This is a genomic window from Streptomyces qaidamensis, assembly GCF_001611795.1.
GTDB classification, from domain to species: domain Bacteria; phylum Actinomycetota; class Actinomycetes; order Streptomycetales; family Streptomycetaceae; genus Streptomyces; species Streptomyces qaidamensis.
This window is the reverse complement of record NZ_CP015098.1, coordinates 4,508,191-4,534,792: the sequence shown is the minus strand read 5'-3', so window position 1 is coordinate 4,534,792 and position 26,602 is coordinate 4,508,191. Positions and strand designations below refer to the sequence as shown.

19 protein-coding genes and 1 pseudogene are annotated in these 26,602 nt (G+C 68.1%); 8 read left to right on the top strand and 12 right to left on the bottom strand.

All coding sequences use genetic code 11. The annotated features are described in order from the left end of the window. Window positions 1-589: 589 nt before the first annotated feature. The 3 genes from A4E84_RS20005 to A4E84_RS19995 form a co-directional block, all read right to left on the bottom strand. On the bottom strand, window positions 590-2,302 hold the full coding sequence (locus A4E84_RS20005) for a protein kinase family protein (RefSeq protein WP_062927891.1): 1,713 nt from the start codon (window positions 2,300-2,302) through the stop codon (window positions 590-592). A gap of 140 nt (window positions 2,303-2,442) precedes the next feature. After that, window positions 2,443-4,740: a murein biosynthesis integral membrane protein MurJ gene (murJ, locus tag A4E84_RS20000; RefSeq protein ID WP_062927890.1), complete on the bottom strand. Its 2,298-nt coding sequence runs from the start codon at window positions 4,738-4,740 to the stop codon at window positions 2,443-2,445. Window positions 4,741-4,783: 43 nt separating this feature from the next. Continuing rightward, window positions 4,784-7,189 carry a DUF6049 family protein gene (locus A4E84_RS19995; protein WP_062927889.1) on the bottom strand — a complete coding sequence of 802 codons (2,406 nt, stop codon included), beginning with the start codon at window positions 7,187-7,189 and terminating at the stop codon, window positions 4,784-4,786. A gap of 268 nt (window positions 7,190-7,457) precedes the next feature. On the opposite strand from A4E84_RS19995, the gene A4E84_RS19990 reads away from it, so the two are divergent. Then, window positions 7,458-8,903 carry a CCA tRNA nucleotidyltransferase gene (locus A4E84_RS19990; RefSeq protein ID WP_062927888.1) on the top strand — a complete coding sequence of 482 codons (1,446 nt, stop codon included), beginning with the start codon at window positions 7,458-7,460 and terminating at the stop codon, window positions 8,901-8,903. Between the two features lie 86 nt (window positions 8,904-8,989). On the opposite strand, the pseudogene A4E84_RS40880 reads toward A4E84_RS19990, so the two are convergent. The 4 genes and pseudogenes from A4E84_RS40880 to A4E84_RS19975 all read right to left on the bottom strand — a co-directional run bounded on the left by A4E84_RS40880 (window position 8,990) and on the right by A4E84_RS19975 (window position 12,581). Then, window positions 8,990-9,313: pseudogene (locus A4E84_RS40880) on the bottom strand (LppU/SCO3897 family protein). A gap of 105 nt (window positions 9,314-9,418) precedes the next feature. Further along, complete coding sequence (locus A4E84_RS19985) at window positions 9,419-10,681, bottom strand: MFS transporter (RefSeq protein WP_062927887.1); 1,263 nt, start codon at window positions 10,679-10,681, stop codon at window positions 9,419-9,421. Window positions 10,682-10,770: 89 nt separating this feature from the next. Beyond that, entirely contained in the window at window positions 10,771-11,853 is a 1,083-nt protein-coding gene (locus A4E84_RS19980; RefSeq protein ID WP_062927886.1) for an inositol-3-phosphate synthase, read from the bottom strand. Window positions 11,854-11,897: 44 nt separating this feature from the next. After that, on the bottom strand, window positions 11,898-12,581 hold the full coding sequence (locus tag A4E84_RS19975) for a PadR family transcriptional regulator (RefSeq protein WP_062927885.1): 684 nt from the start codon (window positions 12,579-12,581) through the stop codon (window positions 11,898-11,900). A 786-nt stretch (window positions 12,582-13,367) separates the two neighbouring features. On the opposite strand from A4E84_RS19975, the gene A4E84_RS19970 reads away from it, so the two are divergent. Both A4E84_RS19970 and A4E84_RS19965 read left to right on the top strand, forming a co-directional pair. Next, the gene (locus A4E84_RS19970; RefSeq protein WP_062931530.1) at window positions 13,368-15,638 is read left to right on the top strand and encodes a transglycosylase domain-containing protein; all 2,271 of its coding nucleotides are present in this window, start codon (window positions 13,368-13,370) and stop codon (window positions 15,636-15,638) included. Window positions 15,639-15,765: 127 nt separating this feature from the next. After that, window positions 15,766-17,277: a glycosyltransferase family 87 protein gene (locus tag A4E84_RS19965; RefSeq protein ID WP_062927884.1), complete on the top strand. Its 1,512-nt coding sequence runs from the start codon at window positions 15,766-15,768 to the stop codon at window positions 17,275-17,277. Window positions 17,278-17,380: 103 nt separating this feature from the next. On the opposite strand, the gene A4E84_RS19960 is transcribed toward A4E84_RS19965, so the two are convergent. From A4E84_RS19960 to A4E84_RS19950, 3 genes are all read right to left on the bottom strand, one after another. After that, window positions 17,381-18,412, bottom strand: coding sequence for an alanine racemase (locus A4E84_RS19960; protein WP_062927883.1), 1,032 nt, complete (start codon window positions 18,410-18,412; stop codon window positions 17,381-17,383). A gap of 81 nt (window positions 18,413-18,493) precedes the next feature. Beyond that, a complete protein-coding gene (gene femX / locus A4E84_RS19955) occupies window positions 18,494-19,615 on the bottom strand; it encodes a peptidoglycan bridge formation glycyltransferase FemX (RefSeq protein ID WP_031137685.1) in 1,122 nt (373 codons plus the stop codon). Between the two features lie 167 nt (window positions 19,616-19,782). Beyond that, a complete protein-coding gene (locus tag A4E84_RS19950) occupies window positions 19,783-20,088 on the bottom strand; it encodes a hypothetical protein (protein WP_062927882.1) in 306 nt (101 codons plus the stop codon). A 265-nt stretch (window positions 20,089-20,353) separates the two neighbouring features. Here A4E84_RS19950 and rpsF point away from each other — a divergent pair, with 265 nt between their 5' ends. The 4 genes from rpsF to rplI all read left to right on the top strand — a co-directional run bounded on the left by rpsF (window position 20,354) and on the right by rplI (window position 22,053). Beyond that, a complete protein-coding gene (gene rpsF / locus A4E84_RS19945; protein ID WP_030847098.1) occupies window positions 20,354-20,644 on the top strand; it encodes a 30S ribosomal protein S6 in 291 nt (96 codons plus the stop codon). 71 nt (window positions 20,645-20,715) lie between these two features. Next, window positions 20,716-21,306: a single-stranded DNA-binding protein gene (locus A4E84_RS19940; protein WP_062927881.1), complete on the top strand. Its 591-nt coding sequence runs from the start codon at window positions 20,716-20,718 to the stop codon at window positions 21,304-21,306. A gap of 45 nt (window positions 21,307-21,351) precedes the next feature. After that, window positions 21,352-21,588, top strand: coding sequence for a 30S ribosomal protein S18 (gene rpsR / locus A4E84_RS19935; RefSeq protein WP_003949403.1), 237 nt, complete (start codon window positions 21,352-21,354; stop codon window positions 21,586-21,588). Window positions 21,589-21,606: 18 nt separating this feature from the next. Then, window positions 21,607-22,053 carry a 50S ribosomal protein L9 gene (rplI, locus tag A4E84_RS19930; protein ID WP_062927880.1) on the top strand — a complete coding sequence of 149 codons (447 nt, stop codon included), beginning with the start codon at window positions 21,607-21,609 and terminating at the stop codon, window positions 22,051-22,053. Window positions 22,054-22,220: 167 nt separating this feature from the next. Here the strand turns inward: rplI and A4E84_RS19925 are convergent, their stop codons facing one another. Further along, entirely contained in the window at window positions 22,221-23,558 is a 1,338-nt protein-coding gene (locus A4E84_RS19925) for an MATE family efflux transporter (protein WP_062927879.1), read from the bottom strand. Window positions 23,559-24,018: 460 nt separating this feature from the next. Between A4E84_RS19925 and dnaB the strand changes: the two genes are divergently transcribed. Further along, window positions 24,019-25,500 (top strand): replicative DNA helicase, encoded by a 1,482-nt coding sequence (dnaB, locus tag A4E84_RS19920; protein ID WP_033309879.1) that lies wholly within the window; start codon window positions 24,019-24,021, stop codon window positions 25,498-25,500. On the opposite strand, the gene A4E84_RS19915 is transcribed toward dnaB, so the two are convergent. Next, window positions 25,471-26,514, bottom strand: coding sequence for an RNA-binding protein (locus A4E84_RS19915; RefSeq protein WP_174569442.1), 1,044 nt, complete (start codon window positions 26,512-26,514; stop codon window positions 25,471-25,473). The two genes, dnaB and A4E84_RS19915, sit on opposite strands and share 30 nt — an antisense overlap. Window positions 26,515-26,602 lie beyond the last annotated feature (88 nt).

Below are 26,602 nucleotides of genomic sequence, written 5' to 3'. Positions count from 1 at the left end.
TGCCTCAGCGAGCCCGAGGCGGGTCTCGGAACGCGATGACAGACACAGCACCTCCCATTGGCTTGATCATGATCATTAGCTCTCTGCTGGTCATTGATGCGTCATGTTGGCCACACAGCTGGCAACAGGAGAAGCTGGTGAAGAAGTTGAGTGGGCGTCGAGCTGCCGCTATGGGGACGGTCGTGTCGACCATCGCGGGAGCGGTCATTTTTGCGGGATCCGGAACGGCTCAGGCTGCGACCACGTGCCCGGGAAGTCGAATTGACCGGCTTTCCTTTGACGCAGGGGGTGGATCTCTACTACAGCAAGGGCACCAACTGTGTGATCACCACATCACGGTCCCCTGGAGTCAAGTTGCGGATGATAGCTGAGCTTGAGGTGCTCGGCGGGACCAAGAAGACGGACTCTGGGTATTACTCCTACCACGCCGGCCCGGTGAGCCTGTATGCCAATGGGGCGTGCGTGCGGTTCCGCGGCCAGGTGGGGACCACAGGTGACATATCCGGCTGGGGTCACTGGGCTGATCATTGCGTCCGGTTCGGAGCCTGAACTTCGAACCGGACGCGCTTTCGGTGCAGCTGGATCGTTCTCAGCCGCGCACTTGAATTTCTGAGATACCTCCTCGGAAGCGGTCCGCGGAGCCGTCGACCGGAAGTTTCGTGATGTGGATGAGGATGTAACGCGTCTTGACCGGCTTCTTCAGCGTGACCTTGAGATCGGAACCCACGGTCGACAATTCGGTCAGTTCGTGGGGGAAATCACTTAGAGATGACGGATCGGAAGTATCGGCATCGGCGGCGAGAATCTGTGCTGTCTGCCCGCTTCGGTACATGGAAATATCGAGACGGGACACGTCTGTGCTTTTGCCGAGGTCCAGGATCAGCCCGCTGCCGTCCTTGCGCTGCGGCAGATTTCCGAAGTTGGGGTACCCCCGGTACTCCGGCGTGATCCAGGCGGTGTCCGCCTGGCCGTCGACGGCTAGCTGGACCTCGTCCTCCTGTATGCCGGAACCGCCCGGGGTGAACTCCCGTACGCTGTCGATCGGGATCTGCTTCAGCGGTGCGACCGGCTTGTTGCCGCCGTCCCCGTCGTTCGTCTGCGTCTGGCCCGGGTCCTCGTTCTTGCCGCCCTGGTCCATCAGCGCGTCCGCGAGCTGCCAGCTGCCGAGACCCAGAGCGGCGATCAGAAGTGCGGAGACGGCCCACTTCAGGGCCTTGCCCGTGCGGCTCTGGAGCGGGGGCGGCGGGGTCGTGATCGGCTGGGTGACGCCGGGGCGCGGGCCCTGACGGCCGTAGGTGCCCTGCTGATACGTCGTGCGCTGGTACTCGGGCGGGGCGGTGAACGCCGGCTCCGGCGGGCGGATGCGGGGCATCTCGCCGATCGCCTTCACCAACTCCTCAGGCGTGGTGCACGGCGACTCGTGCCGGGAGGCGGTGGCACCGTCGTTGGCGAGCGCGCGCATCGAGAGCTCGGACAGACCGCGGTGCACCCCGGCCCGCACCTGGTCGGGCGCGATCAGGCCGATGTCCTTCGGCAGGCCCGACAGGCCGTATGCGTCGCTCTCGTACGGCCAGCGCTGCGTGAGCGCCGCGTACAGCAAGGCACCGATGGCCTCGGTGTCGGTGCGCTGCGGGGTGTCGGACGCGACGCCTCGCAGGGCGGCGTTCACGGCGAGGCCGCGGATGCGCCACTGACCGGTCGAGGCGCGCAGTACGGCGTTGGGGTTCAGCCGCAGATGGGCGAGGCCCTCACGATGGGCTGCGGCCATGGCGGAGGAGACCTGACTGACCATCTGGTAGGCGTCGTAGGGCTCCAGGGGCCCGGAGGCGAGGAGTGTGGTCAGTTCCGTCGCGTCGGGCAGCCACTCGTGGACGACGTAGACGACTTCGTTCTCCTCCACCGCGTCCAGCACCTGGACGAAGCGAGGGTCACCCAGGAGGGCGGAGGAGCGGGCGGCCGCCAGGACGGAGCGGGCTCGCGAGTGGTCGGCGGGCAGGATGTGCACGCCGACGGCACGGCGGAGCTTCTCGTCCACGGCACGCCAACTGCTGAAACCGTCCAGACGGGTGACGCACTCCTCGAGGCGGTAGCGTCTGGCGAGTTTGTGACCACTGTGCAGTTCGGGCGGCGAGGTCGTTCCGGCACCGTCGGTCCGGGTGCTCTCCTGTACCTCGTCGCTGTCCGTGTCCCGCTCCCGGTTCTTGGCCACCCCGTCGGCCGTGGACTGGTCCGCCTGTGCGGTCAGCGACGTGTCGTCGCTGTTGTCTGCCACGTCGACGGCAGCCGTACTCCGTTCCGCCACCGTCGTTCCTGCCTCCCCATCCATTGCGCGCCGGCCGGCATCCATTGCGCGCCGTCCGAAGCCGAAACCAATTGTGCCCACAGTCCGCCGCTATGCACGACACGCGGTGGCTGACGATGGTTGTGCGCCTACCCCCCGACTCAACGTCCCAGGCGTCCGCGGACCATGCCGACCAGCGAGTTGAGTTCCTCGATGCGCATGCGGCGGGCAGCGACGAAGAAGATTCCGAGCAGTACGACGCCGCCTGCCAGGACCGCGGCGAGCGAACCCGCGGGACCTTGGCCGAGCGAATGTCCGATGCCGTAACAGGCCGCGCCGCTGAGCAGGGCGGCCGGGACCGACGCGATGCACAGCCGGGCGTAAGTCCGCAGGACGCGGGCGCCGTCGAGGTCCCCGCCGAGGCGCTTGCGCAGCCGGCGCCATGCGACGCCGACGCCGATCGCGTAGGCCAGGCCGTACGAGGCGGCCATGCCGACCACGGCCCAGCGGGACGGGATGACGAAGTAGCAGGTCGCCGAGGCGCCCGCGTTGACCGCGGCCACGATGACCGTGTTGTAGAAGGGAGTTCGGGTGTCCTCATAGGCGTAGAAGGCACGCAGGACCACGTACTGCACCGAGTACGGGATCAGGCCGAGTCCGAACGCCATCAGCATGAAGCCCATGTTGGTGGCCTCGCTGGTGCCGGAGGAGCCGAACATCAGCGTGCACATCGGGATGCCGAGGGAGAGGAACCCGAACGCGATCGGCACGATCGCGACCGCCGTGGTGCGCAGGCCCTGGGAGATGTCGTCGCGGACGGCTCCCCCGTCGCCCTCGGCCGCCGAGCGTGACAGGCGCGGCAGCAGGGCGGCCATGAGGGAAACCGTGATGATGGCCTGCGGCAGGCCCCAGATCAGTTGCGCGTTGGCGTAGGCGGCGAAGCCGGTGCCGTCGACCGGAGAGGCTTTGCCCGCGGCGGTGGACAGCTGGATGACGATCATGGCGCCCGCCTGGTTGGCGAGGACGAACAGGACCGTCCACTTGGCCAGCGTGACGGCCTTGCCGAGGCCCTGGCCCTTCCAGTCGAAGCGCAGCCGCAGCCGGAAACCGGTCTCGCGCAGGTAGGGGATCATCGCCAGCGCCTGGACCACGAGGCCGAGCAGGACGCCGATGCCGAGCAGGCGCTGGCCCTCCGGCGGGATGGTCGTGGCCTTCATCCCGGAGCTGGCCGCGGTGCCGTAGACGTAGATGAACATGCCCAGCGTCACGATGATGACGATGTTGTTCAGGACCGGGGTCCACATCATCGCGCCGAACTTGCCACGGGCGTTGAGGATCTGGCCCATCACCACGTGGATGCCCATGAAGAAGATCGTGGGCAGGAAGTACTGGGCGAAGGTGACGGCGACCTGGTTCGCGGCCGGGTCGCTGGCCACCGGGGCGGACAGCATGCGGATCAGGAGCGGCGCGCCGAGGACCGAGAGAGCGGTGAGTGCGCCGAGCGTCACGATGACCAGGGTGAGCAGGCGGTTGGCGTAGGCCTCGCCGCCGTCGTCGTCCTCCTTCATGGCGCGCACGAGCTGCGGCACGAAGACGGAGTTGAGACCACCGCCGACGGTGAGGATGTAGATCATCGTCGGCAGCTGGTAGGCGACCTGGAAGGTGTCGCCGAGGAGGCCGACACCCAGCGCCGACACGATCAGCGCGGAGCGGATGAAGCCGGTGAGGCGGGAGACCATCGTGCCCGCCGCCATCACGGCGCTGGACTTCATCAGGCCCGCGGCGCGTCCGCCCTTCTTAGGAGCGGACGAGGCGGCGGGCTCAGGGGCCGGCGTCCCGTCCACGAGGGGCGGCACTGTCGCCGCGGCCCGGCCGGGCGTCGTGTACTGGTCCTGCGGTGTGTACGGGCCCTGTGCCGTCTGCCCCGGGGCCGGGGAGGGGCCGGGGACCGACGTCGACTCGTAGGACGGGTGGCCGCTGCTCTGCTGCTGGTCCCGGAAGAGATGTGCGAACGCGTCCGGCTCCTGGCGCGGCTCACCCGCCTGGGAGACGAGGTCGTCCACTCCCACGAACTGGGTGGTGCGGGGGTCGTCGCCGTACGGCAGATGCCGCGTGGCGCCCTCCGGCTCCGGTGCGGGCGTCTGCGCCCACACCTGCGGGTCGGGCGCGTACGGCGACTGCGGCGGCTGGCCGTACAGCTGCTGCTGCGGCTGGTACGTGCCGGGAGCGGGCGGCGGGTGCGCGGCGCGGTCGTACAGCGCCTCGCCGACGGGGTCTTGGGCGGAGAGGTCCTGGGCCTGGTAGGGGTCCTGGCCGTAGACGTCCTGGAGGTACATGTCCGCGGGCGGCTGCGGCGGCACCTGGCCGTGCTCGGGCGGTGAACCCTCGGACCCGCCCGCATCGGGGTGGCCCGGGCTGCCCGCGGCATGGCCGCGGTCACCGTCGTACGGCGCGTTCATGGTTACCCCACCTCATCGTCCCGGGCCCACCGGCCACGATTTCTCAACGGTCCACTCTCTCACCCGTGCCGGACGGGTCGGCGCTTTCCGCTGCGGTGTCCGGGGCCGGGTCACTCGGCTGCTCCGGGCCGTCCGCCCGGGAGCCGGCCACGGTCTCCTGCTCAGGACGTGCGCCGGAGGTCTCCGGGTTCTGCGCTTCGTCGACCTGGCTCTGCGGGCCGTCGGTCTCGTCGCCCGCCTCGGCCGTGTCGTCCTCGGCGGCTTCACGGGCGGCGGCGCGCTTGCGCTGCGTGTACATCCGGAAGCCCGCGAGGACCAGGAGCAGGACGCCACCGCCGATGACCAGCATCACCGTGGGGGTGACCTCGGTGACCCTCACGTCGAAGTCGACCGGGGCGCCGTACTTCTGGCCGTCCTCCGTGTACAGCTGGGCGACGACTTTCGCCTGGCCGTTGGCGTTGGCCGACGTGGTGAACTTCACCGACTGGGCGTGGCCGCCGTTGACGGTGACGGGCTGCTCCTCGTAGCGGTCTCCGCCGATCTTGAGTCGCGTGGGATTCGTCGATGTGAGCCGCAAGGTCAGGTTCTCGACGCCTTGGACGAGGTTGTTCTGGACGGTCACGGGGATCATGGCGCTGCGGCCGGAGAGCTTGGTCTCGGACTTCTGGATCAGCTTGACGCCGTCGATGAGCCCGTTGAGGTACGACTCGATGCCATCGCGGTATCCGACCGCAGCGACGCCCTGGCCGCGCCACGACGTGGACATCTCGCGGTTCATGGCCCGCCCGAAGGGGGTCACCACCCGGGATTGGCGGGTGAGGATCACCTTGAACTTGTCGAGCTTGCTCTGGGTCCTGGCGATCTGCTCGAAGGCCGCCCGAGGAAGCTCCTGCTTGCGCAGCGAGGAGGGATACGCGGCGGCCGGCGGCACCTTCGTGTTGGCAGCAGGGTCCGGCTTGGCTTTGGCGGCGGCCGTGAGGTCCTGCGACTCGGACCAGTTACCGCCCTGGAGGGCCGCCAGCGCCTCGGCCATGGCCTGCGCCTGGCTCACGGACGGCATGCGCTGCGGGGCCACGACGACGCTGCGCTGCTTGCCGGTCTGCAGGCCGAGCGTGAGGCTCTGAGCCAGGAAACGCTGCACGGCGAGTGTGTAGGCGGAGGCCTTGGTGAGGTCGCCCCGGAACGCCGTGGACATCCGGGAGTCCGCGACGACCGCCGTGGTGCCGCCGCCGATGGGCCGGGCCGCGGAGGGCGTGTACGACAGGTTGTCCTGGAGGCTGTCGCTGCGGGTGATGACCTTGTCGGCGCCCGCGGATGTGGCGACCTTCACGATCGAGGGGTCGACGGCGCCGTCCACCGGCCAGACGAAGTCCGTGGACGGTTTCACGTGGAGGATCGTGTCCACCGTCTCGTCGGCGGCGTCGGTGGCCTCCTTGAGGTGGTTCAGCGAGCCGGTGACGCTCGTGCCGTTGTGGGCGAGGGAGGCCAGGTCGGGGTCGCCGAAAGGCAGGGCGGCCACCTCTTCGCCCGTGACAGCCTGCTGGAGCTCGGCCAGCCAGTGCTTGGCGACCTCCTGGTTCTTGCCGGGGGTGGTGCTGCCGTCCGCGCTGCGGACCTGGTAGCTCCCCGTCATCGCGTCGACCGACGCCAGCAGATCCGGGTCGACCACCCACGTGACATCGAGGCCCTTGCCCAGCGACACCATCTGGTCGAGACGGCCGCCGGGGGCGATCTCCTCGGCGAGCTCGTCGTCACGGAAGACCGGCGTCTGCTGCTCGTTCGACCCCGTCTCGGCCGCCATGTGGGCGCTGGAGATCAGCGGCCACAGGAAGGTGGTCTTCGTCCTGGTGCTCGCCTCCTCCGGCTGCCACGGCAGGAACGTGCGCTGGATGCCGAGAACCTGCTCCCAGGGCTGCGTGGAGGTCTTCCCGGAGAGCGCGACGGCCAGCTGATAGACGCCGTTGTCTCCGAGGTCGAGCTTGTCGGCCGGCACCGAGATGCTGAAGGGTTCGGCGACGCCGGGGGTGAGCGCAGGGAACTTCTCGGTGTACTTGCCGCCGACCTTTTCGCCGACGGGTCCCTGAAGGTCGTCGCTCCTCTTGGCGAGGGTGTCGATCGCCGAGCGGGTTTCGAGAGGGGGCCCCACCTGTAGGTCGACGTGGGCGCCGGTGACCGTCTGCTTCCCGTTGTTGGTCACCGTGCCCGACACGGTGACCGTGTCCCCCTCGGAGGGGGCGCTGGGGCTGAGCGAGTCGACCGCGACCGACACCGAGCCCGCGCTGGAAGCAACCTGCGAGGACTCCTCCCCGGCGGCGTCCGCCGGGGTCGCGGCGGGCAACTGGAGGAGACCGGCCAGCAGGGGCGCGCCGGCGAGCAGAGCCCCGGTGCGCCGCAGCCAGCGGCGGGCAGGTGAGGCACTGGTCCCCTGGAAGTCTGCCGCCTCGGCCACGCGCTCGTCCGTCCCTCGTCGTCGTCAGTGGTCGTCGGAATGTGCGTCCACGCATGGTAACGATGTGCGCCGAGGGGAAGTGCCGCGGTCCGCTCCACAAGATCGCGGGGGCCGACACCGCGCTGTCCGGTATGCACCCCTGTGGAGGGGTTGGGTTCGTTACAGCCCTGGAGCTTGGCTTGTGAGCCTATAACGGACGTATCCCCATGCTGGTGCATGCGGAATAGGAGGAGCCCGCGTTGGCCCGAGCCACGTACCCTCTTCTGTTGTGCCGAACGCCAACGAAGAAACGTCCAGTGCCCTGAGCCAGGTGCAGCACCGCGCCGTGAGTGAACTGCTGCGGGTCGCTCCTGTCGCCGACGACCTCGCCCGCCGCTTTCAGGAGGCCGGGTTCTCACTCGCCCTCGTCGGCGGCTCGGTACGGGACGCGCTGCTGGGCCGGCTCGGCAATGACCTGGACTTCACGACGGATGCCCGTCCCGAGGACGTCCTCAGGATCGTGCGTCCGTGGGCGGACTCCGTCTGGGAGGTAGGAATCGCGTTCGGCACGGTGGGGGCCCACAAGGGCGGCTACCAGATTGAGGTGACCACCTACCGCTCGGAGGCCTACGACCGCACCTCGCGCAAGCCCGAGGTGTCGTACGGCGACTCCATCGAGGAGGACCTCGTCCGCCGTGACTTCACGGTGAACGCCATGGCGGTGGCGCTGCCGGAGAAGGAGTTCGTCGACCCGCACGGCGGGCTCGAGGATCTCGCGGCCCGTGTGCTGCGTACACCCGGCACCCCGGAGGAATCGTTCTCCGACGACCCGCTGCGGATGATGAGGGCCGCGCGCTTCGCGGCTCAGCTCGACTTCGAGGTCGCCCCCGAGGTCATCACGGCGATGACGGAGATGGCCGGACGTATCGAGATCGTCTCGGCCGAGCGGGTGCGGGACGAGCTGAACAAGCTGATCCTCTCCCAGCGGCCACGCAAGGGGCTGACGCTGCTCGTCGAGACAGGCCTCGCCGAACGCGTGATGCCCGAGCTGCCGGCCCTGCGTCTGGAGCGTGACGAGCACCACCGTCACAAGGACGTCTACGACCACTCGCTGATCGTTCTGGAGCAGGCGATGGCGCTGGAGGAGGAGGGTCCCGACCTCACCCTCCGCCTGGCTGCCCTCCTGCACGACATCGGCAAGCCGCGCACGCGCCGCTTTGAGAAGGACGGTCGGGTCTCGTTCCACCACCATGAGGTGGTCGGGGCGAAGATGACCAAGAAGCGCATGACGGCCCTGAAGTACTCCAACGAGTTGGTGAAGGACGTCTCACGGCTGGTCGAACTCCACCTGCGCTTCCACGGCTATGGCACGGGTGAGTGGACGGACTCGGCGGTCCGTCGTTACGTCCGTGATGCCGGCCCGCTCCTCGACCGCCTCCACAAGCTCACCCGCTCGGACTGCACCACCCGTAACAAGCGCAAGGCGGCGGCTCTGTCGCGTGCGTACGACGGGCTGGAGGAGCGGATCGCCAAGCTGGAGGAGCAAGAGGAGCTGGACTCGATCCGCCCGGACCTCGACGGCAACCAGATCATGGAGACCCTCGGTGTCGGCCCCGGCCCGGTCATCGGCCGTGCCTACCAGCACATGCTGGAGCTGCGCCTGGAGAACGGGCCGATGGAGCAGGACGCTGCGGTGGCCGCGCTCAAGGAGTGGTGGGCCGGGCAGGAGAGCTGAGGCTGTGCAACGGGGTCATGTTTCACGTGAAACATGACCCCGCTGGAGACAGGCGCTCCGCTGGAGACAGACCTGAGGGCGGTGTTTCACGTGAAACACCGCCCCTCGTCGTGTGTGCCTACTTCTTGTAGGTACGAGCCCTCGATCTTGGCCAGCACCTTGAACTGGGCCTTGGCATCGTCGCACTTGACGACTTCGAGGTCCGGGGTGTTGTCGCTGGTGCTGCCGCGGTGCATGCAGTCGCCGACAGCGGCCGTGTTGGCGTATACGGACCGGCCCCCCTGGGGCGGGAAGCCGGGCTGCCCGGGCTGCTGGGGGTAACCGCCCTGGGGCAGGAACGGAGCCTGGGGCGCAGCCGCTGGCTAGCCCTGCGCGAATGGATTGCCCTGGGCGCTCCGGTTCCCCCGCAGCCGTCCGGCCGCAAGCTCAGCTTCAAGACGATCAAGAACATCGTCATCGTCATCGCCGTGGCGGGGCATGGCCATCGGCGGCTGCCTCGCCAGCCGGGACGACACCTACTGGCGGCCAAACCGGGCCATAGTCACAGCTACTGCCGCGTAGATAACGGCGATCGTGATCACGAGCGGTGCGGATCGGCCGTCCGGCGGCAGCATCAGGGCGGCCACGGCGGCCGCGCCGACGAAGGAAACGTTGAAGAGAACGTCGTAGACCGAGAAGATCCGGCCACGGAAGCCGTCCTCGACCGAGGACTGGACGATGGTGTCCGTGGCGATCTTCGCGCCCTGAGTGGTCAGCCCCAGGACGAAGGCCGCGGCCAGCAGCGGAGCGGTGGCGAACGGCAGCCCGAGAGCGGGTTCCAGCAGCGCCGCGGCCCCGGCGCACGCGACGATCCAACGGCCGGGCCCGAGCCGGCCCGCGGTCCAGGGCGTCACCACGGCCGCCGCGAAGAACCCGGCGCCGGAGAAGCCCAATGCCAGGCCCAGCAGGGTGAGTCCGTCGTCCGTGGTCGAGGTGAGGGCGTACCGGCACAGCATCAGCAGCATGACCAGCAGGGCGCCGTAGCAGAACCGCATCAGCGACATCGCTACGAGGGCCCAGGCGGCCTCCCGGCGCTGCGGGGCGGCCAGATGGCGTACGCCCGCCGCCAGGTCGCGGGCCGTGTCCGTGAGAGCCGTCCCGATCCGCTCGCGCGCCAAGGGCCGGTCGGGGCCGAGGAGTTCTCGCGCCATGCTCAGCGATGCCAGGGCGGCGCACAGATACAGCCCCGCTCCCACGAGCACGACGGCGGCGTCCGAGTCCGCCACCACCAGGCGCACGGCGAAGGCGAGGCCGCCGCCGGCGGTCGCCGCCAGTGTTCCGGCGGTCGGGGAGAGGGAGTTGGCGATGACCAGGCGATCGGCGTCGACCACGCGCGGCAGGGCGGCGGACAGGCCCGACAGGACGAAGCGGTTGACCGCGGTGACGCACAGAGCCGAGACGTAGAAGAGCCAGTCCGGAGCCGGGCTGAGGATCAGCAGGGCCGTCGCGGAGGCCAGGAGGGCGCGGACCAGGCTGCCGAACAGCAGGACCTGGCGGCGCCGCCAGCGGTCCAGCAGGACACCGGCGAAGGGGCCGACGAGGGAGTACGGGAGCAGCAGCACCGCCATCGCGGAGGCGACCGCGGCCGCCGAGGTCTGTTTCTCCGGCGAGAAGACCACGTACGCGGCGAGCGCGACCTGGTAGACACCGTCGGCACCCTGGGATAGCAGACGCACGGCGAGCAGGCGTCGGAAGCCCTGGAAGCGCAGGAGGACGCGCAGGTCACGGACGACGGCCATGCGGCACAGCCTCACATACGGGGAGGGTCCCCGGGTCGTACGACCCGGGGACCCTCACAGCCCTGGCAGGAGCGACTGGTTGCGGCGCGTCAGCGCTCGACCTCACCCTTGATGAACTTCTCGACGTTCTCGCGGGCCTCGTCGTCGAAGTACTGCACGGGCGGGGACTTCATGAAGTAGCTCGACGCCGAGAGGATCGGACCGCCGATGCCGCGGTCCTTGGCGATCTTCGCGGCGCGCAGGGCGTCGATGATGACGCCGGCGGAGTTCGGGGAGTCCCAGACCTCGAGCTTGTACTCCAGGTTCAGCGGGACGTCACCGAACGCACGGCCCTCGAGGCGGACGTAGGCCCACTTGCGGTCGTCCAGCCAGGCGACGTAGTCGGACGGGCCGATGTGGACGTTGCCCTCGCCCAGCTCGCGGTCGCGGATCTGGGAGGTGACGGCCTGCGTCTTGGAGATCTTCTTCGACTCGAGGCGGTCGCGCTCGAGCATGTTCTTGAAGTCCATGTTGCCGCCGACGTTCAGCTGCATGGTGCGGTCCAGGACGACGCCCCGGTCCTCGAACAGCTTCGCCATCACGCGGTGCGTGATGGTGGCGCCCACCTGGGACTTGATGTCGTCGCCGACGATCGGGACGCCGGCCTCGGTGAACTTGTCCGCCCACTCCTTGGTGCCGGCGATGAAGACCGGAAGGGCGTTGACGAAGGCGACCTTGGCGTCGATGGCGCACTGGGCGTAGAACTTCGCCGCGTCCTCGGAGCCGACGGGCAGGTAGCAGACGAGGACGTCGACCTGCTGGTCCTTGAGGACCTGGACGACGTCGACCGGCTCCTCGGCGGACTCCTCGATGGTCTCGCGGTAGTACTTGCCGAGGCCGTCGAGGGTGTGGCCGCGTTGGACCGTCACACCGGTGCTGGGTACGTCGCAGATCTTGATGGTGTTGTTCTCGGAGGCGCCGATGGCGTCCGCCAGGTCGAGGCCGACCTTCTTGGCGTCCACGTCGAACGCGGCGACGAACTCGACGTCGCTGACGTGGTAGTCGCCGAACTGGACGTGCATCAGGCCCGGCACCTTGGACGCCGGGTCGGCGTCCTTGTAGTACTCGACTCCCTGTACCAGCGATGCGGCGCAGTTGCCCACACCGACGATGGCTACGCGAACCGAACCCATTCCGGTTGCTCCCTGTGTGTACGAGTGAGGCCCTGAGTGGGCTCTCACGTGGCGGTGTCGTCGGGCGAATCCGGCCGGGGGGCGTCCCCCGGCCGGGGCAGGTCGCCCGACGCTCCAGATGTGGTGTCACGCGAAGCGGGCTCCCCGGTGGCCGGACCCTTGAGGTCCCGCCCCGCCCGCTCGCTCTCGATGAGCTCGTTCAGCCAGCGCACCTCGCGCTCCACGGACTCCATCCCGTGGCGCTGGAGCTCGAGCGTGTAGTCGTCGAGGCGCTCCCGGGTGCGGGCCAGGGAAGCGCTCATCTTCTCGAGCCGCTCCTCCAGCCGGCTGCGGCGGCCCTCCAGCACGCGCATGCGGACATCGCGTGAGGTTTGCCCGAAGAAGGCGAAACGGGCTGCGAAGGTTTCGTCCTCGTACGCGTCGGGCCCGGTCTGCGAGAGCAGCTGCTCGAAGTGCTCCTTGCCCTCCGCCGTCAATCGGTAGACGATCTTGGCGCGGCGCCCGGCGAGGGGGGCGGCGAGGGCGTCCTCGGTGGTGTTCCCCGTTTCCTCGATCAACCAGCCGTTGGCGACCAGCGTCTTGAGGCAGGGGTAGAGCGTCCCGTAGCTGAACGCACGGAACACGCCCAGTGATGTGTTGAGCCGTTTGCGCAGCTCATAGCCGTGCATCGGAGATTCGCGGAGCAGGCCGAGGACGGCGAACTCGAGGATCCCGGAACGCCGGCTCATCGTCGCCTCCTCTCGCCGTGGTGCGCATGTATCAGTCCGATGTGTCGGACCGATGTGTCGAGCTGATGTATCGGCTCGATACATCACGACGATAGAACGGCCTTCCGGATGCGACAAGAGGGGGTCGGGTGAACGGGGTCACATCACCGATTCGTCGGATGCGAGTTGCCTGATTTGAGGTGAACTTCAGGGCTCGGCAGGTTTTGGCGGTGCGTAGTCTGTGCGCCATGCACATCACCGGGAACCGAGTGACGCCTGAGAGCGTCGTCGTCTGCGGTGTAGTACGGGTGCATACGGGACCGATGAATGCGGAGCCGACCGCATCCGTACTTCGGGGGGACCGGAAACCAGCCGCCGTTTCCAGGCGCGCAAGGGTGCGCCTGCCCGAGGAGTAGTCGTTCGATGAGCGAGCACCGTCGCAAACCGCCGCAGCCGCAGGGAGGCGGACGTGCCGCGGCCCGACGCGGCCAGTCCGGCTCGGCCTCCGGCCGCCGTGCGGCACCGCGAGGCGCCACCGGGTCTCCGTCCGACTCCTATGGGTCGGACCCCTACGACTCGGGGGGTGAGGAGCGTCAGTACGGCGGCCGTGCCGAGGCCCGGCGTGCGGCGCAGAGAAGTACGGGTGGAGGCCGCCGGAGAGCGGCCGAACCGACCCGAGGTGGCAGGCGTGCCGGCCCTGGCGGCCCGAACGGGCCCGGCCGGGGCAGAGGACGCGTGGCCGCCGTTCCCGACAAGAAGCGGCTGATCGACTATCCGCGCGCCGGCAAGTACGGCTGGCAGCGCTGGATGCCGTCCTGGAAGCTCGTCTCCGGGCTGTGCATCGGCTTCTTCGGCAGCCTGGTGGCTGTGGCGGGCATCGGCTACGCCATGGTGGGCGTCCCGAACGAGGAGAACGCGGCGGCCCTGTCGCAGAACAACGTCTACTACTGGTCCGACGGCACCCAGATGGTCGCGGCGGGCAGCGGGCAGAACCGGCAGAACGTCACGATCGACCGGATCCCCAAGGCCATGCAGTGGGCGGTGATCTCGGCCGAGAACAAGACCTTCTACAAGGACTCCGGTGTCGACCCCATGGGTATCGCCCGCGCCCTGGCGAACATGGCCCGCGGTGGTGACACGCAGGGCGGCTCGACGATCACCCAGCAGTTCGTCAAGAACACCTACCTGACCCAGGAGCAGTCGGTCTCCCGCAAGTTCAAGGAGATGTTCATCTCCATCAAGGTGGGCACCAAGGTCTCCAAGCCGGTGATCCTCCAGGGCTACCTCAACACCTCGTACTACGGCCGTGGCGCCTACGGCATCCAGGCTGCAGCCCAGACCTACTTCGGCAAGGAAGCGAAGGACCTCGAGCCGAACGAGTGCGCCTTCCTCGCCGCTCTGCTCAAGGGCCCGACCTACTACGACCCGGCGGGCAACGCGGGTATCGACACCTCGGCGACCAGGAAAGCCAACACCAAGCGCGCCAAGGCCCGTTGGAGCTGGATCCTCGAGCAGATGCACAACGACAAGAGGATCACGGACCAGCAGTACCAGGACGCGATCAAGAACTTCCCCAAGCTCCAGGGCCGCAAGGCGTCCAAGGGCATGACCGGCCAGATCGGGTACCTGGCGGACACGGCCAAGAAGTACGTCCTGAGCCACTCGAACATCTCCGAGAAGCAGTTCGACCAGGGCGGCTACCAGATCAAGACGACCTTCAAGAAGGCCAACGTCGAAGCGCTGGCGAAGGCCGTCAAAAAGATCGAGAAGGAGAAGCTCGACCCGAAGAACCGTGAGCTGGACAAGCACGTCCAGTTCGGTGCGGCGTCGGTGAAGCCCAACGACGGCGCGATCGTCGCGCTCTACGGCGGCGCCGGGTACGAGAACGGCCACTTCAACAACAACGCGGACACCTCGGGTGTCCCCGTCGGTTCGACGTGGAAGCCGTTCGTGCTCGCGGCGGCGATGGAGCACGGCACTTACAAGAGCGACGGAGTCGGGGTCTCGCCGCTGAGCAAGTACAACGGCAACGACCATCTCAAGGTCAGGAAGAACGACGGAAGCTACGTCCTGAAGAAGGACAACACGCCGTTCTTCCAGGAGAACGAGAGTGACTACCCCTGGGGCTACATCTCCTTGCGCAAGGCGATGGAGCAGTCCGTGAACACGCCGTTCGTGCAGCTCGGCATGGACGTGGGGATGAAGAACGTGGCCGACGTGGCCGAGAAGGCCGGCATCCTGGAAGGCAGCTTCGCCGAGCTCAACGCGTCGTTCGCGCTCGGTACGTCGACTCCCAGTGCGATCCGTATGGCCGACGCTTACGCGACGTTCGCGGCAGCGGGCAAGCAGGCCGCCCCGTACTCGGTGACCAGCGTCAAGTTCAACGGTCAGGAAATCGACGGCTTCAAGAAGCCGAGGGTCACGCGGGCGATGCCCGAGAACGTGGCCAACAACGTCACGGACACTCTCGAGAACGTCATCCAGAACGGTACAGGCACGAAGGCGCTCCCCCTGGGCCGTACGGCGGCCGGCAAGACCGGTACCACCGACGAGAACAAGTCGGCCTGGTTCGTCGGCTACACCCAGCAGCTGTCGACCTCGGTCGCGATGTTCCGCGAGGACCCCAAGAGCGCCAAGCTGCTCTCCATGAACGGCACGGCCGGTGAGAAGTCCATCCACGGTGGTGACGTCCCCACGCTGGTGTGGACCGAGTACATGAAGGCCGCGCTGAAGGGCAAGCCGGACCTCGGCTTCCCAGAACCCGAGAAGATCGGCGAGATCCAGGACGGGGTGGGCGCCCCGTCACCGACTCCGACGCCCAGCGTGGAGCCCAGCGAGACCGTGACCGAGTCGCCGAGCCCCACGCCCACGGAGAGCTCGACCCCCTCGCCGTCGCCGAGTGACACCTGCGGGTTCTTCGGTTGTGAGGACGACGGTGGCGCGCAGAACGGCGGCACAGGCAACGGAGGCACAGACGGAGGGACTTCCCCCGAGCCCACGCCAACCGATACGAACCTGGATGGCGGCAACACCAGAGGCAACGGCAACGGAGGCATCTTCGGAGGCCCCGAGGGATAGCCGCCGTCGACAGATCGCCCGGCTTGGGTGTTTCACGTGAAACGCGAGGGTGTTTCACGTGAAACAAGGGCCGCCGTCCCACTTGGGCACGGCGGCCCTCGGTGTTTTCCTAGGCACGTACGGCAGGATGTGCGGCATGCCCAGTGCAGAATCGACGCAAGCGAGCGTCCATGAGCCGGACCCGGTGCGGCCGACCAAGGAGGACGAGGTCGCCGCGGCCGGCAGCGAGCTGATCGGCGGCCCGCTCGGGCGGCGAGCCCTGCTCGGGGCGTCCTGGTGGACTCCCGTGCGGGTGATCGCGTTGGTGGCGATCGGCATGTTCGCCCTCGGCCTGGTCCAGAAGGCGCCCTGCTACAACGGCGCCTGGTTCTTCGGCGCCAGCTCCCAGTACACGCACGCCTGCTACTCGGACATCCCGCACCTCTACCAGGGGCGCGGCTTCGCCGACGGGCTCGTGCCGTACTTCGACAGGCTCCCCGGCGACATGCAGTACCTGGAGTACCCGGTGCTCACCGGTGTCTTCATGGAGGTCGCCTCCTGGCTCACGCCCGGCAGCGGCACCATCCAGTACCAGGAGCAGTGGTACTGGATGGTCAACGCCGGAATGCTCATGGTGTGCGCGTCGGTCATCGCCGTCTGCGTGACCCGTACCCACGCCCGGCGCCCCTGGGACGGCCTGCTGGTTGCCCTGGCGCCCGCCGCCGCGCTGACGGCGACCATCAACTGGGACCTGCTCGCGGTCGCTCTGACGGCCGCGGCGATGCTGATGTGGTCACGTGGCCGCTCCCTCGCCTTCGGCGTGCTGCTGGGGCTCGCCACGGCCGCCAAGCTCTACCCGTTCCTGCTCCTCGGGCCGCTGATGGTGCTGTGCTGGCGCGCGGGCAGGTGGCGCGCGTTCGGGACGGCCTTGGGCGGCGCGGCCGCCGCCTGGGTTGTCGTGAACGGGCCGGTGATGCTCTTCGCGTTCGAGGGCTGGTCGAAGTTCTATACGTTCAGCCAGGAACGGGGCGTCGACTTCGGCTCCTTCTGGCTGATCATGGCCCAGAACTCGGACGACCCGCTCAGCACCGACACTGTCAACACACTGGCCACCCTGCTGATGCTGGCATGCTGTGCGGCTGTCGCGGCGCTCGCACTGACCGCCCCACGCCGCCCGCGGTTCGCCCAGCTCGCGTTCCTGATCGTCGCGGCGTTCATCCTCACCAACAAGGTCTACTCGCCGCAGTACGTCCTGTGGCTGGTCCCGCTGGCCGCCCTCGCCCGGCCGAAGTGGCGGGACTACCTGATCTGGCAGGCGTGCGAGGTGGCGTACTTCCTGGGGATCTGGCTGTACCTCGCGTACACGACCAGCGGAGACGCGCACAAGGGACTGCCCACCGACGGATACCACTGGGCCATCGCCCTGCATCTGTTGGGGACGCTGTACCTGTGCGTCACGGTCGTGCGTGACATCTTCATGCCGGAGCGGGACCCGGTGCGGCGGTCCGGTGACGACGATCCTTCGGGCGGGGTGCTCGACGGCGCCGAGGACGTCTTCGTCCTCGGCCCGGCGGCTCGCCCCCGACGGCATGTGGCCGCCCAGTTCGACGGGCCGCCGGTCGACTGGGGCAGGCCGGGCCCTACAGGAGGTTCGCTCTGAGCGAACGCCGCGAGACGCCGTAGCCGGGACACGTCGAAGGCCGTACACGGGAAGCCGTGTACGGCCTTCTTGCTGCGCTGCGAGGGTCGGTGCCCCAGGAGGGTCAGCGGTCCATGAGCCGGTCGAACTGCGTGGTGGTGTGCCGCAGATGGGCCACCAGCTCATCGCCGACCTTCGGCTCGGGCGCGTCCGCCGGCACGAACAGGATCGACACCTGCATGTGCGGAGGCTCCGCGAACCAGCGCTGCTTGCCGCCCCAGACGAACGGCGAAAGGTTCCGGTTCACCGTCGCGAGGCCGGCACGGGCGACACCCTTGGCGCGCGGCATGACGCCGTGCAGCGCCTTCGGGGCCTCCAGGCCCACTCCATGCGACGTACCGCCCGCCACGACCACCAGGAAGCCGTCGGAGGCCGCCTTCTGCTGCCGGTAGCCGAAACGGTCGCCCTTGGCCACGCGCGTGACATCCAGGACCGCTCCGCGGTACTCCGTGGCGTCATGGTCCCCCAGCCACAGCCGCGTGCCGATGCGAGCCCGGAAGCGGGTCTGCGGGAACTGCTGCTGCAGCCGGGCGAGTTCCTCGGCCTTGAGGTGGCTGACGAACATGGTGTGCAGGGGCAGCCGGGCGGCACGCAGCCGGTCCATCCAGCCGATGACCTCCTCGACGGCGTCCGAGCCGTCGGTGCGGTCCAGTGGCAGGTGGATGGCGAAGCCTTCCAGACGGACGTTCTCGATGGCGGCGTGCAGCTGGGCCAGGTCCTGCTCGCTGATGCCGTGCCGCTTCATCGAGGACATCACCTCGATCACCACACGGGCGCCGACCAGGCCGTACACACCGTCTATCGACGAGACGGAGCGGATGACCCGGTCCGGCAGCGGTACCGGCTCCTCGCCGCGCCGGTACGGCGTCAGCACCAGCAGGTCCCCGCCGAACCAGTCCTTGATCCGGGCGGCCTCGTACGTCGTGCCGACGGCGAGGACGTCCGAGCCCAGCCGCGTGGCCTCCTCCGCCAGCCGCTCGTGCCCGAAGCCGTAGCCGTTGCCCTTGCAGACCGGCACGAGGCCCGGGAACTGCTCCTGCACGTGCTTGTGGTGCGCACGCCAGCGCGCGGTGTCGACGTAGAGCGTGAGCGCCATGGCCGGACCTGGAACCTTTCTCGCGGTGCCGTGTATCGGCAGTTGCCGTGTATCAGGGGTAGAGAAGCACTGAAAGGGACATCAACGGCGCGACATGTAGATGTCGAGCGCCTTGTGCAGCAGCTTGTTCAGGGGGAAGTCCCACTCGCCGAGGTATTCGGCCGCCTGGCCGCCGGTACCCACCTTGAACTGGATCAGGCCGAAGAGGTGGTCGGTCTCGTCCAGCGAGTCGGAGATGCCGCGCAGGTCGTAGACGGTGGCGCCGAGCGCGTAGGCGTCGCGCAGCATCCGCCACTGCATCGCGTTCGAGGGCCGGACCTCGCGGCCGATGTTGTCGGAGGCGCCGTAGGAGTACCAGACGTGCCCGCCGACGATCAGCATCGTGGCGGCCGACAGGTTCACGCCGTTGTGCCGGGCGAAGTACAGCCGCATGCGGTTGGGGTCCTCGGTGTTGAGGGCCGTCCACATGCGCTGGAAGTACGACAGCGGGCGCGGCCGGAAGTGGTCGCGCACGGCCGTGATCTCGTACAGCCGCTGCCATTCCTCAAGGTCCTGGTAGCCGCCCTGGACGACCTCGACGCCGGCCTTCTCGGCCTTCTTGATGTTGCGGCGCCACAGCTGGTTGAAGTTTTTGTGGACCTCTTCCAGGGAGCGGTTCGCCAGCGGCACCTGGTACACGTAGCGGGGCTGGACGTCTCCGAAGCCGGCGCCGCCGTCCTCGCCCTGCTGCCAGCCCATGCGGCGCAGCTTGTCGGCGACCTCGAAGGCGCGCGGCTCGATGTGGTCGGCCTCGATGTCACGCAGGCGCTTGACGTCCGGGTTCTGGATGCCCTGCTTGATGGAGGGGGCCTCCCAGCGCCGGATGATCACCGGCGGGCCCATCTTCACGGAGAAGGCGCCCTGCTGCTTGAGGTGCGCCAGCATCGGTTCGAGCCATTCCTGCAGATTCGGCGCGAACCAGTTGATGACCGGGCCCTCGGGCAGGTAGGCGAGGTAGCGCTTGATCTTGGGAAGCTGCCGGTAGAGGACCAGGCCGGCACCGACCATCTCGCCGGTGCGGTCGTCGAACCAGCCGAGGTTCTCGGAGCGCCACTCCGCCTTGACGTCAGCCCAGGCCGGGACCTGCATGTGGCTCGCCGACGGCAGGCTCTGGATGTAGGCCAGATGCTGCTCGCGACTGATGGTCCTCAGGGTCAGGCTCATTTCGGGGCGCTCCTCGGGCTGGTGTGTCCCCATGGGTACAGGGGCTCCGGCTCTCGCGCGAAGCCTACTGCGCCTTGGGAGCGCGCCGGTTGGGCGTACGGGACCTTCGCCCCGGCCGAGGCCGGCCGGGGCGTGATCCGGTGTTCAGGTGAGGAGGTGTCCTGGCGTCAGCCGATGAGGCCGCCGTGCGCCATGCCCAGGAAGAACCCGACCCCCGATGCGCCCAGGCCCAGGATCAGGCCGAAGCGCTCCCGGGTCGTCTCCGAGATCCACTGGCCGTACGCACCCGTGAGGATGCCCGCCAGGCCGGCCCAGGAGCTGAGCAGATGCAGGTCTTCGTCGATGATCGCCGTGAGGAACGACAAGAGGCCCAGGACCAGGGTCACCGCGAGCAGGGCGTCCTGGAGGGGGTGGGGTCTGCCGTCCGTGGCGAGGAGACCGCCGGCGGTGTTGGGTCGCAATGCCTGTGCCATAGGGCACCTCCTGCGAAAGGCGGCGCATCGTAGCGCCATACACACCCGATGTGTACAGATTGGCTGCCCCGGCGGCCGGATTTCAACCGCAAGCCGCTGTGCGGGTACTCTGTACCGTCCGCACCGGTGTCTGCCCATGTCACGGCAGGGGCTTCTCGCCAGAACCCCCTGACTGTCAGTGGTGGCCGATACCGTTGCCTACGCATCACAACCCTCCTGCCACGGAACGACCGTGGCCGCTGAGTCCAAAGGAGGTGGGTTCCACATGCGTCACTACGAGGTGATGGTCATCCTCGACCCCGAGGTCGAGGAGCGCGCTGTCTCTCCGTTGATCGAGAACTTCCTTTCTGTCGTCCGTGACGGCGGCGGAAAGGTCGAGAAGGTCGACACCTGGGGCCGTCGTCGTCTCGCGTACGAGATCAAGAAGAAGCCCGAGGGCATCTACTCGGTCATCGACCTGCAGGCCGAGCCTGCGGTCGTCAAGGAGCTCGACCGCCAGATGAACCTGAACGAGTCGGTCCTCCGGACCAAGGTCCTCCGCCCCGAGACCCACTGAGCTTCCCAGCTCAGCTGATCCCGGGATTCGAGTAGCAAGCAGCCAGAGCAAACCCGCCGAGAGGTTCCCCCATGGCAGGCGAGACCGTCATCACGGTCGTCGGCAATCTTGTCGACGACCCCGAGCTGCGCTTCACCCCCTCCGGTGCGGCGGTCGCGAAGTTCCGTGTCGCGTCCACCCCCCGCACCTTCGACCGCCAGACGAACGAGTGGAAGGACGGCGAGAGCCTCTTCCTGACCTGCTCGGTCTGGCGTCAGGCGGCGGAGAACGTCGCTGAGTCGCTCCAGCGAGGCATGCGCGTCATCGTGCAGGGCCGGCTGAAGCAGCGGTCCTACGAGGACCGTGAGGGTGTCAAGCGCACGGTCTACGAGCTGGACGTCGAGGAAGTCGGCGCCAGCCTGCGCAACGCCACGGCCAAGGTCACCAAGACCACCGGCCGCGGTGGCCAGGGCGGCTACGGCGGCGGTGGCGGCGGCGCCCAGGGTGGCGGCAGCTGGGGCGGCGGCCCCGGCGGTGGCCAGCAGGGCGGCGGCGCTCCCGCCGACGACCCGTGGGCGACCGGCGCTCCCGCCGGTGGCAACCAGGGCGGTGGCGGCGGCTGGGGTGGAAACTCCGGCGGCAGCGGCAGTGGCGGCGGCTACTCGGACGAGCCCCCCTTCTAGGGGCGGGTTCGCACTCACACTTCTTGATCACACAGGAGAAACACCATGGCTAAGCCGCCTGTGCGCAAGCCGAAGAAGAAGGTCTGCGCATTCTGCAAGGACAAGGTCACGTACGTGGACTACAAGGACACGAACATGCTGCGGAAGTTCATTTCCGACCGCGGCAAGATCCGTGCCCGCCGCGTGACCGGCAACTGCACGCAGCACCAGCGTGACGTCGCCACGGCCGTGAAGAACAGCCGTGAGATGGCGCTGCTGCCCTACACCTCCACCGCGCGATAAGGGAAGGGTGACCGACTCATGAAGATCATCCTCACCCACGAGGTCTCCGGCCTCGGTGCCGCGGGCGACGTCGTCGACGTCAAGGACGGTTACGCTCGCAACTACCTGATCCCGCGGAAGTTCGCTATCCGCTGGACGAAGGGTGGCGAGAAGGACGTCGAGCAGATTCGTCGGGCTCGCAAGATCCACGAGATCCAGACCATCGAGCAGGCCAACTCTGTGAAGGCCCAGCTCGAGGGTGTCAAGGTCCGTCTGGCCGTTCGCTCCGGCGACGCCGGTCGTCTCTTCGGTTCCGTCACCCCGGCCGACATCGCTTCCGCGATCAAGGCCTCCGGTGGTCCCGAGGTCGACAAGCGCCGCATCGAGCTCGGCTCGCCGATCAAGACGCTGGGCGCTCACGAGACGTCCGTGCGTCTGCACCCCGAGGTTGCCGCGAAGGTGAACATCGAGGTCGTCGCGGCCTGAGTGCCGCGCGTGCTGAAGCAGTAAGCGATGGGGCCGCACCCTGCGGGGTGCGGCCCCATTCGTGTCTCTTGCTCTCCGAGCGGCGTGCGCGTGTTTCACGTGAAACACCGCGTTCTGTGGAGCACGCCGTGTTTCACGTGAAACAGGCAGCGTTTCACGTGAAACGGTCAGCGGGTCGCGCCCGTCACGATCCAACGGCCCGAGCGAGTGCGAAGCCACAAGGTCAGCATTCGCACAGTCATCATCAGCGTCATCGTGGCCCAGAGGGCGGTGAGCCCGCCGCCCAGTACCGGGACCAGCAGAGCGACCGGAGTGAAGACCGCCAGGGTGATCAGCATCGCCCAGGCCAGGTAAGGGCCGTCGCCGGCACCCATCAGGACTCCGTCCAGGACGAAGACGATGCCGGAGATGGGCTGGGAGAGCGCGACGATGATCAGAGCGGGCAGCGCCACATCCTTGACTGCAGGGTCGCTGGTGAACAGGGGCAAGAACGCCGGTCGGGCGATGACCACCAGAATGCCGAAAACGATCCCGACAGCGATACCCCACTCGACCATGCGACGGCAGGCGTCCCGGGCGCCCTGGGTGTCCCCGGCTCCGAGGTAGCGACCGATGATGGCCTGCCCCGCGATGGCGATGGCGTCGAGGGCGAAGGCCAGCAGGCTCCACAGGGAGAGGATGATCTGGTGGGCGGCGATGTCGGCATCCCCGAGACGAGCGGCGACCGCCGTAGCGATCATCAAGATCGCCCGCAGCGAGAGGGTGCGCACCAGCAGGGGCACACCGGCTTGAGCGGAGGCCCTGATACCGGCGGCATCCGGGAGCAGCGAAGCGCCATGCTTGCGTGCTCCTCGCAGAACCACCACGAGATAGACCGCGGCCATGCCGCACTGGGCGATGACGGTGCCCCACGCGGAACCGGCGATCCCCAGATCGGCGCCGTAGACGAGCCCAGCGTTGAGTGCGCCGTTGGCGACGAAGCCGGCGATGGCGACGTAGAGCGGGGTCCTGGTGTCCTGCAGGCCGCGCAGAACACCTGTGGCGGCGAGGACCACGAGCATGGCCGGGATGCCGAGCACGGAGATGCGCAGATAGGTGATCGCGTAGGGGGCTGCCGCGTCCGAGGCGCCGAAGACGTCCACGAGTTGGGGTGCGGTCGGCAGTGCGACGGCGACGACGGCAGCGCCGAGGAGCAGTGCCAGCCAGATACCGTCCATGCCTTGCCGGATTGCGGCCTGGAGGTCTCCCGCTCCGACGCGACGCGCAACCGCGGCCGTCGTGGCGTAGGCGAGGAAGACGAAGACGCTTACGGCGGTCATGAGCAGGGCCGACGCGATGCCGAGACCGGCGAGCTGGGCGGTGCCCAGGTGGCCCACGATGGCGGTGTCGGCCATGAGGAAGAGGGGCTCGGCGACGAGGGCGCCGAAGGCCGGCACGGCCAGCGCGACGATCTCTCGGTCGTGCTGTCTCCGGCCGGTTCGGCGGCGCGCGGGGGCCTGTGTCATGCGCACCAATCTAATCGTCCACAGGTAAGAGATGCAAAGCTTTTGTGACCCTTACTTTCCGTCCTGGGGTGCGCACTGCTGCGCACTGTTCGAGGCGATCTTGGGCCGGTTGGGAAAGTTTTTCTTCTGCACAGCCAGTGGACGACAAAGGTGCAGGTCAGGATGGTCCCTCTCGCGGGGGTCGCTGCTTGTTCACAGGCCTGTCCACCGGGTCGTGCACAGGTTTCGCGGAGTTCTCCACAGCATCTGGGCCGTCGTCCACATGGCCTGTGGATAACCAGATTGGCTGACGGTGCCGACAGGCCTACGGTGGTCCGGCGCCCGCTCCGTCCGCCGGTTTTCAAAACGCCACAAAACCGGCGCGTGCCAACCGGAGTTGGGCCTCTTATTTGTCAGTGCCGTGCCGTAGAACAGAGGGGCACGGCTAGGTCTGCTTCGGCGGACGGGAGGAGGTGGCTCGGTGAGCATTTCCGAGCCCTTGGACGATCCGTGGGCCGACAGCGGTCCCAGTGATCGTCTGCCCGCCTCCCGCCGCCGTGGTGACGGAGCCCGCGGCCGCGACGAACAGCACGAGCGCGGCCGGGACAACGGGGCATGGGACGGCGGATCGGCCCCGTCCTTCGAGCGGGTACCGCCACAGGACATCGACGCCGAGCAGTCCGTCCTCGGCGGCATGCTCCTGTCCAAGGACGCCATCGCCGACGTCGTCGAGATCCTGAAGGGCCACGACTTCTACAAACCGGCTCACGAGACGATCTACCAGGCGGTCCTCGACGTCTACGCCAAGGGCGAGCCGGCGGACCCCATCACGATCGCGGCCGAGCTCACCAAACGCGGCGAGATCAACAAGGTCGGCGGGGCCTCATATCTGCACACCCTCGTCCAGACGGTCCCCACGGCGGCCAACGCGGCGTACTACGCGGAGATCGTCCACGAGCGGGCCGTCCTGCGCCGGCTGGTCGAGGCCGGTACCCGCATCACACAGATGGGATACGCGGCCGACGACGACGTCGACGAGATCGTCAACCGCGCCCAGGCAGAGGTCTACGCGGTCACCGAGCAGCGCACCAGCGAGGACTATCTGCCGCTCGGCGACATCATGGAGGGCGCGCTCGACGAGATCGAGGCGATCGGCTCGCGCAGCGGCGAAATGACGGGCGTACCCACCGGGTTCACCGACCTCGACTCCCTCACCAACGGTCTGCACCCGGGGCAGATGATCGTCATCGCGGCCCGTCCCGCCATGGGTAAGTCGACGCTCGCCCTGGACTTCGCCCGGGCCGCGTCGATCAAGCACAACCTGCCTAGCGTCATCTTCTCCCTGGAGATGGGGCGCAACGAGATCGCGATGCGTCTGCTGTCCGCAGAGGCGCGCGTGGCCCTGCACCACATGCGGTCCGGCACCATGACGGACGACGACTGGACGCGCCTGGCGCGCCGGATGCCCGAGGTGTCGTCCGCACCGCTCTACATCGACGACTCCCCGAACCTGTCGATGATGGAGATTCGCGCGAAGTGCCGTCGGCTGAAGCAGCGCAACGACATCAAGCTCGTGATCATCGACTATCTGCAGCTGATGCAGGCCGGTGGTTCCAAGCGTTCCGAGAGCCGGCAGCAGGAGGTCTCGGACATGTCCCGGAACCTCAAGCTCCTGGCGAAGGAGCTGGAGGTTCCCGTGATCGCGCTCTCCCAGCTCAACCGTGGTCCCGAGCAGCGTACGGACAAGAAACCGATGGTGTCCGACCTGCGTGAGTCGGGTTCCATCGAGCAAGACGCCGACATGGTGATTCTCCTGCACCGCGAGGACGCGTACGAGAAGGAGTCGCCGCGCGCGGGCGAGGCGGACATCATCGTGGGCAAGCACCGTAACGGCCCGACGGCGACGATCACGGTCGCTTTCCAGGGTCACTACTCACGGTTCGTGGACATGGCGCAGACCTGATCCGCCTCCTTTCTGACTGGCGGAGTGCCCATCGCGGTCATTCGGCGTCGGCTCGGTCCGCCAGCGGGCCCGCAGGACTCCGTCGTCGTCGGTCATGACTGCGGTGCACAGGGGCACACGTTCACCTGCATATACGGACAGGATTGTGGCAGCACGGGCACGGGACATCCGGGCCGTCAGCTCCGGGAACGCGTCCTCGTCGGCTATGGCGCTGCAGATGAGGCCCTCGTCGTCCTGCCACACCCCTTCGACGAGGCCGTCAGCGGGAAGGGTTCCGAGGACGGCGGCGATGTCGGAGGACAAGGGTGGCCAGACCGCGATCCGGGCCCGGGGGGCCAGCCCGGCGCGGACCGGGCCGAGGGTGTCGCCGGTGAGATGGTGCCACCGTGAGGCACCTTCGAGGTACGTCTCTTCCAGGATTCCTGCCTGGCCGGCGACGACTGCCCGGTGCAGGTCGGCCCAGAAGTCATCATCTGCCGACCGCTGGATGTACTGCTGCTCTGCCTCCTCGGCTTCGAAGGCATAGGGGGAGGCGTCCAGGCGTTCTGGGAACAGCCCGAGCTCGCGGGTGACGGCCAGCGCTTCCTCGCACGGCCGGCTGCTGCTGATGTAGAGATACTGGTCCCACCCCACGTGGACCGCGAACCTGCCCTCCGCCTCCAGTCGGCACCAAGCGCCGTTGTCGCGCAGCATGACCCGGACCAGCTCCAGCGCGCTGTCGAGGGGCACCTGTGCCCCGTCGTGGAAACCGGCCAGGCCGGACGGGAAGAGGTCTTCCAGCCCGGAACCGGCCACCGCAGGCTCGACCCCGAAGTGCGCGAGGGAGGGAACCTGCGGCTCACGTACGGCCAGGTGATCGATGCCGGTGTCCGCGGCGAATGCGGCGACCGCCTGGAGATAGGCCGTCTCGACCTCGCCGTGGTCGCTGACCGTGCCCTCAGGACCGGAGTAGCGGCCCTGCTCGTCGCGGTCAGCGTGGTCGTACTTGGTGATGCAGTACACGTAGGTCAGCACGGCCTCGTCCCTCCGCACAGGCCCGAAGGCGCCTGGTCAGCGCGATGCCCTGGGCCACCGGTCGCGAGACCCTACACCCATCTCACAG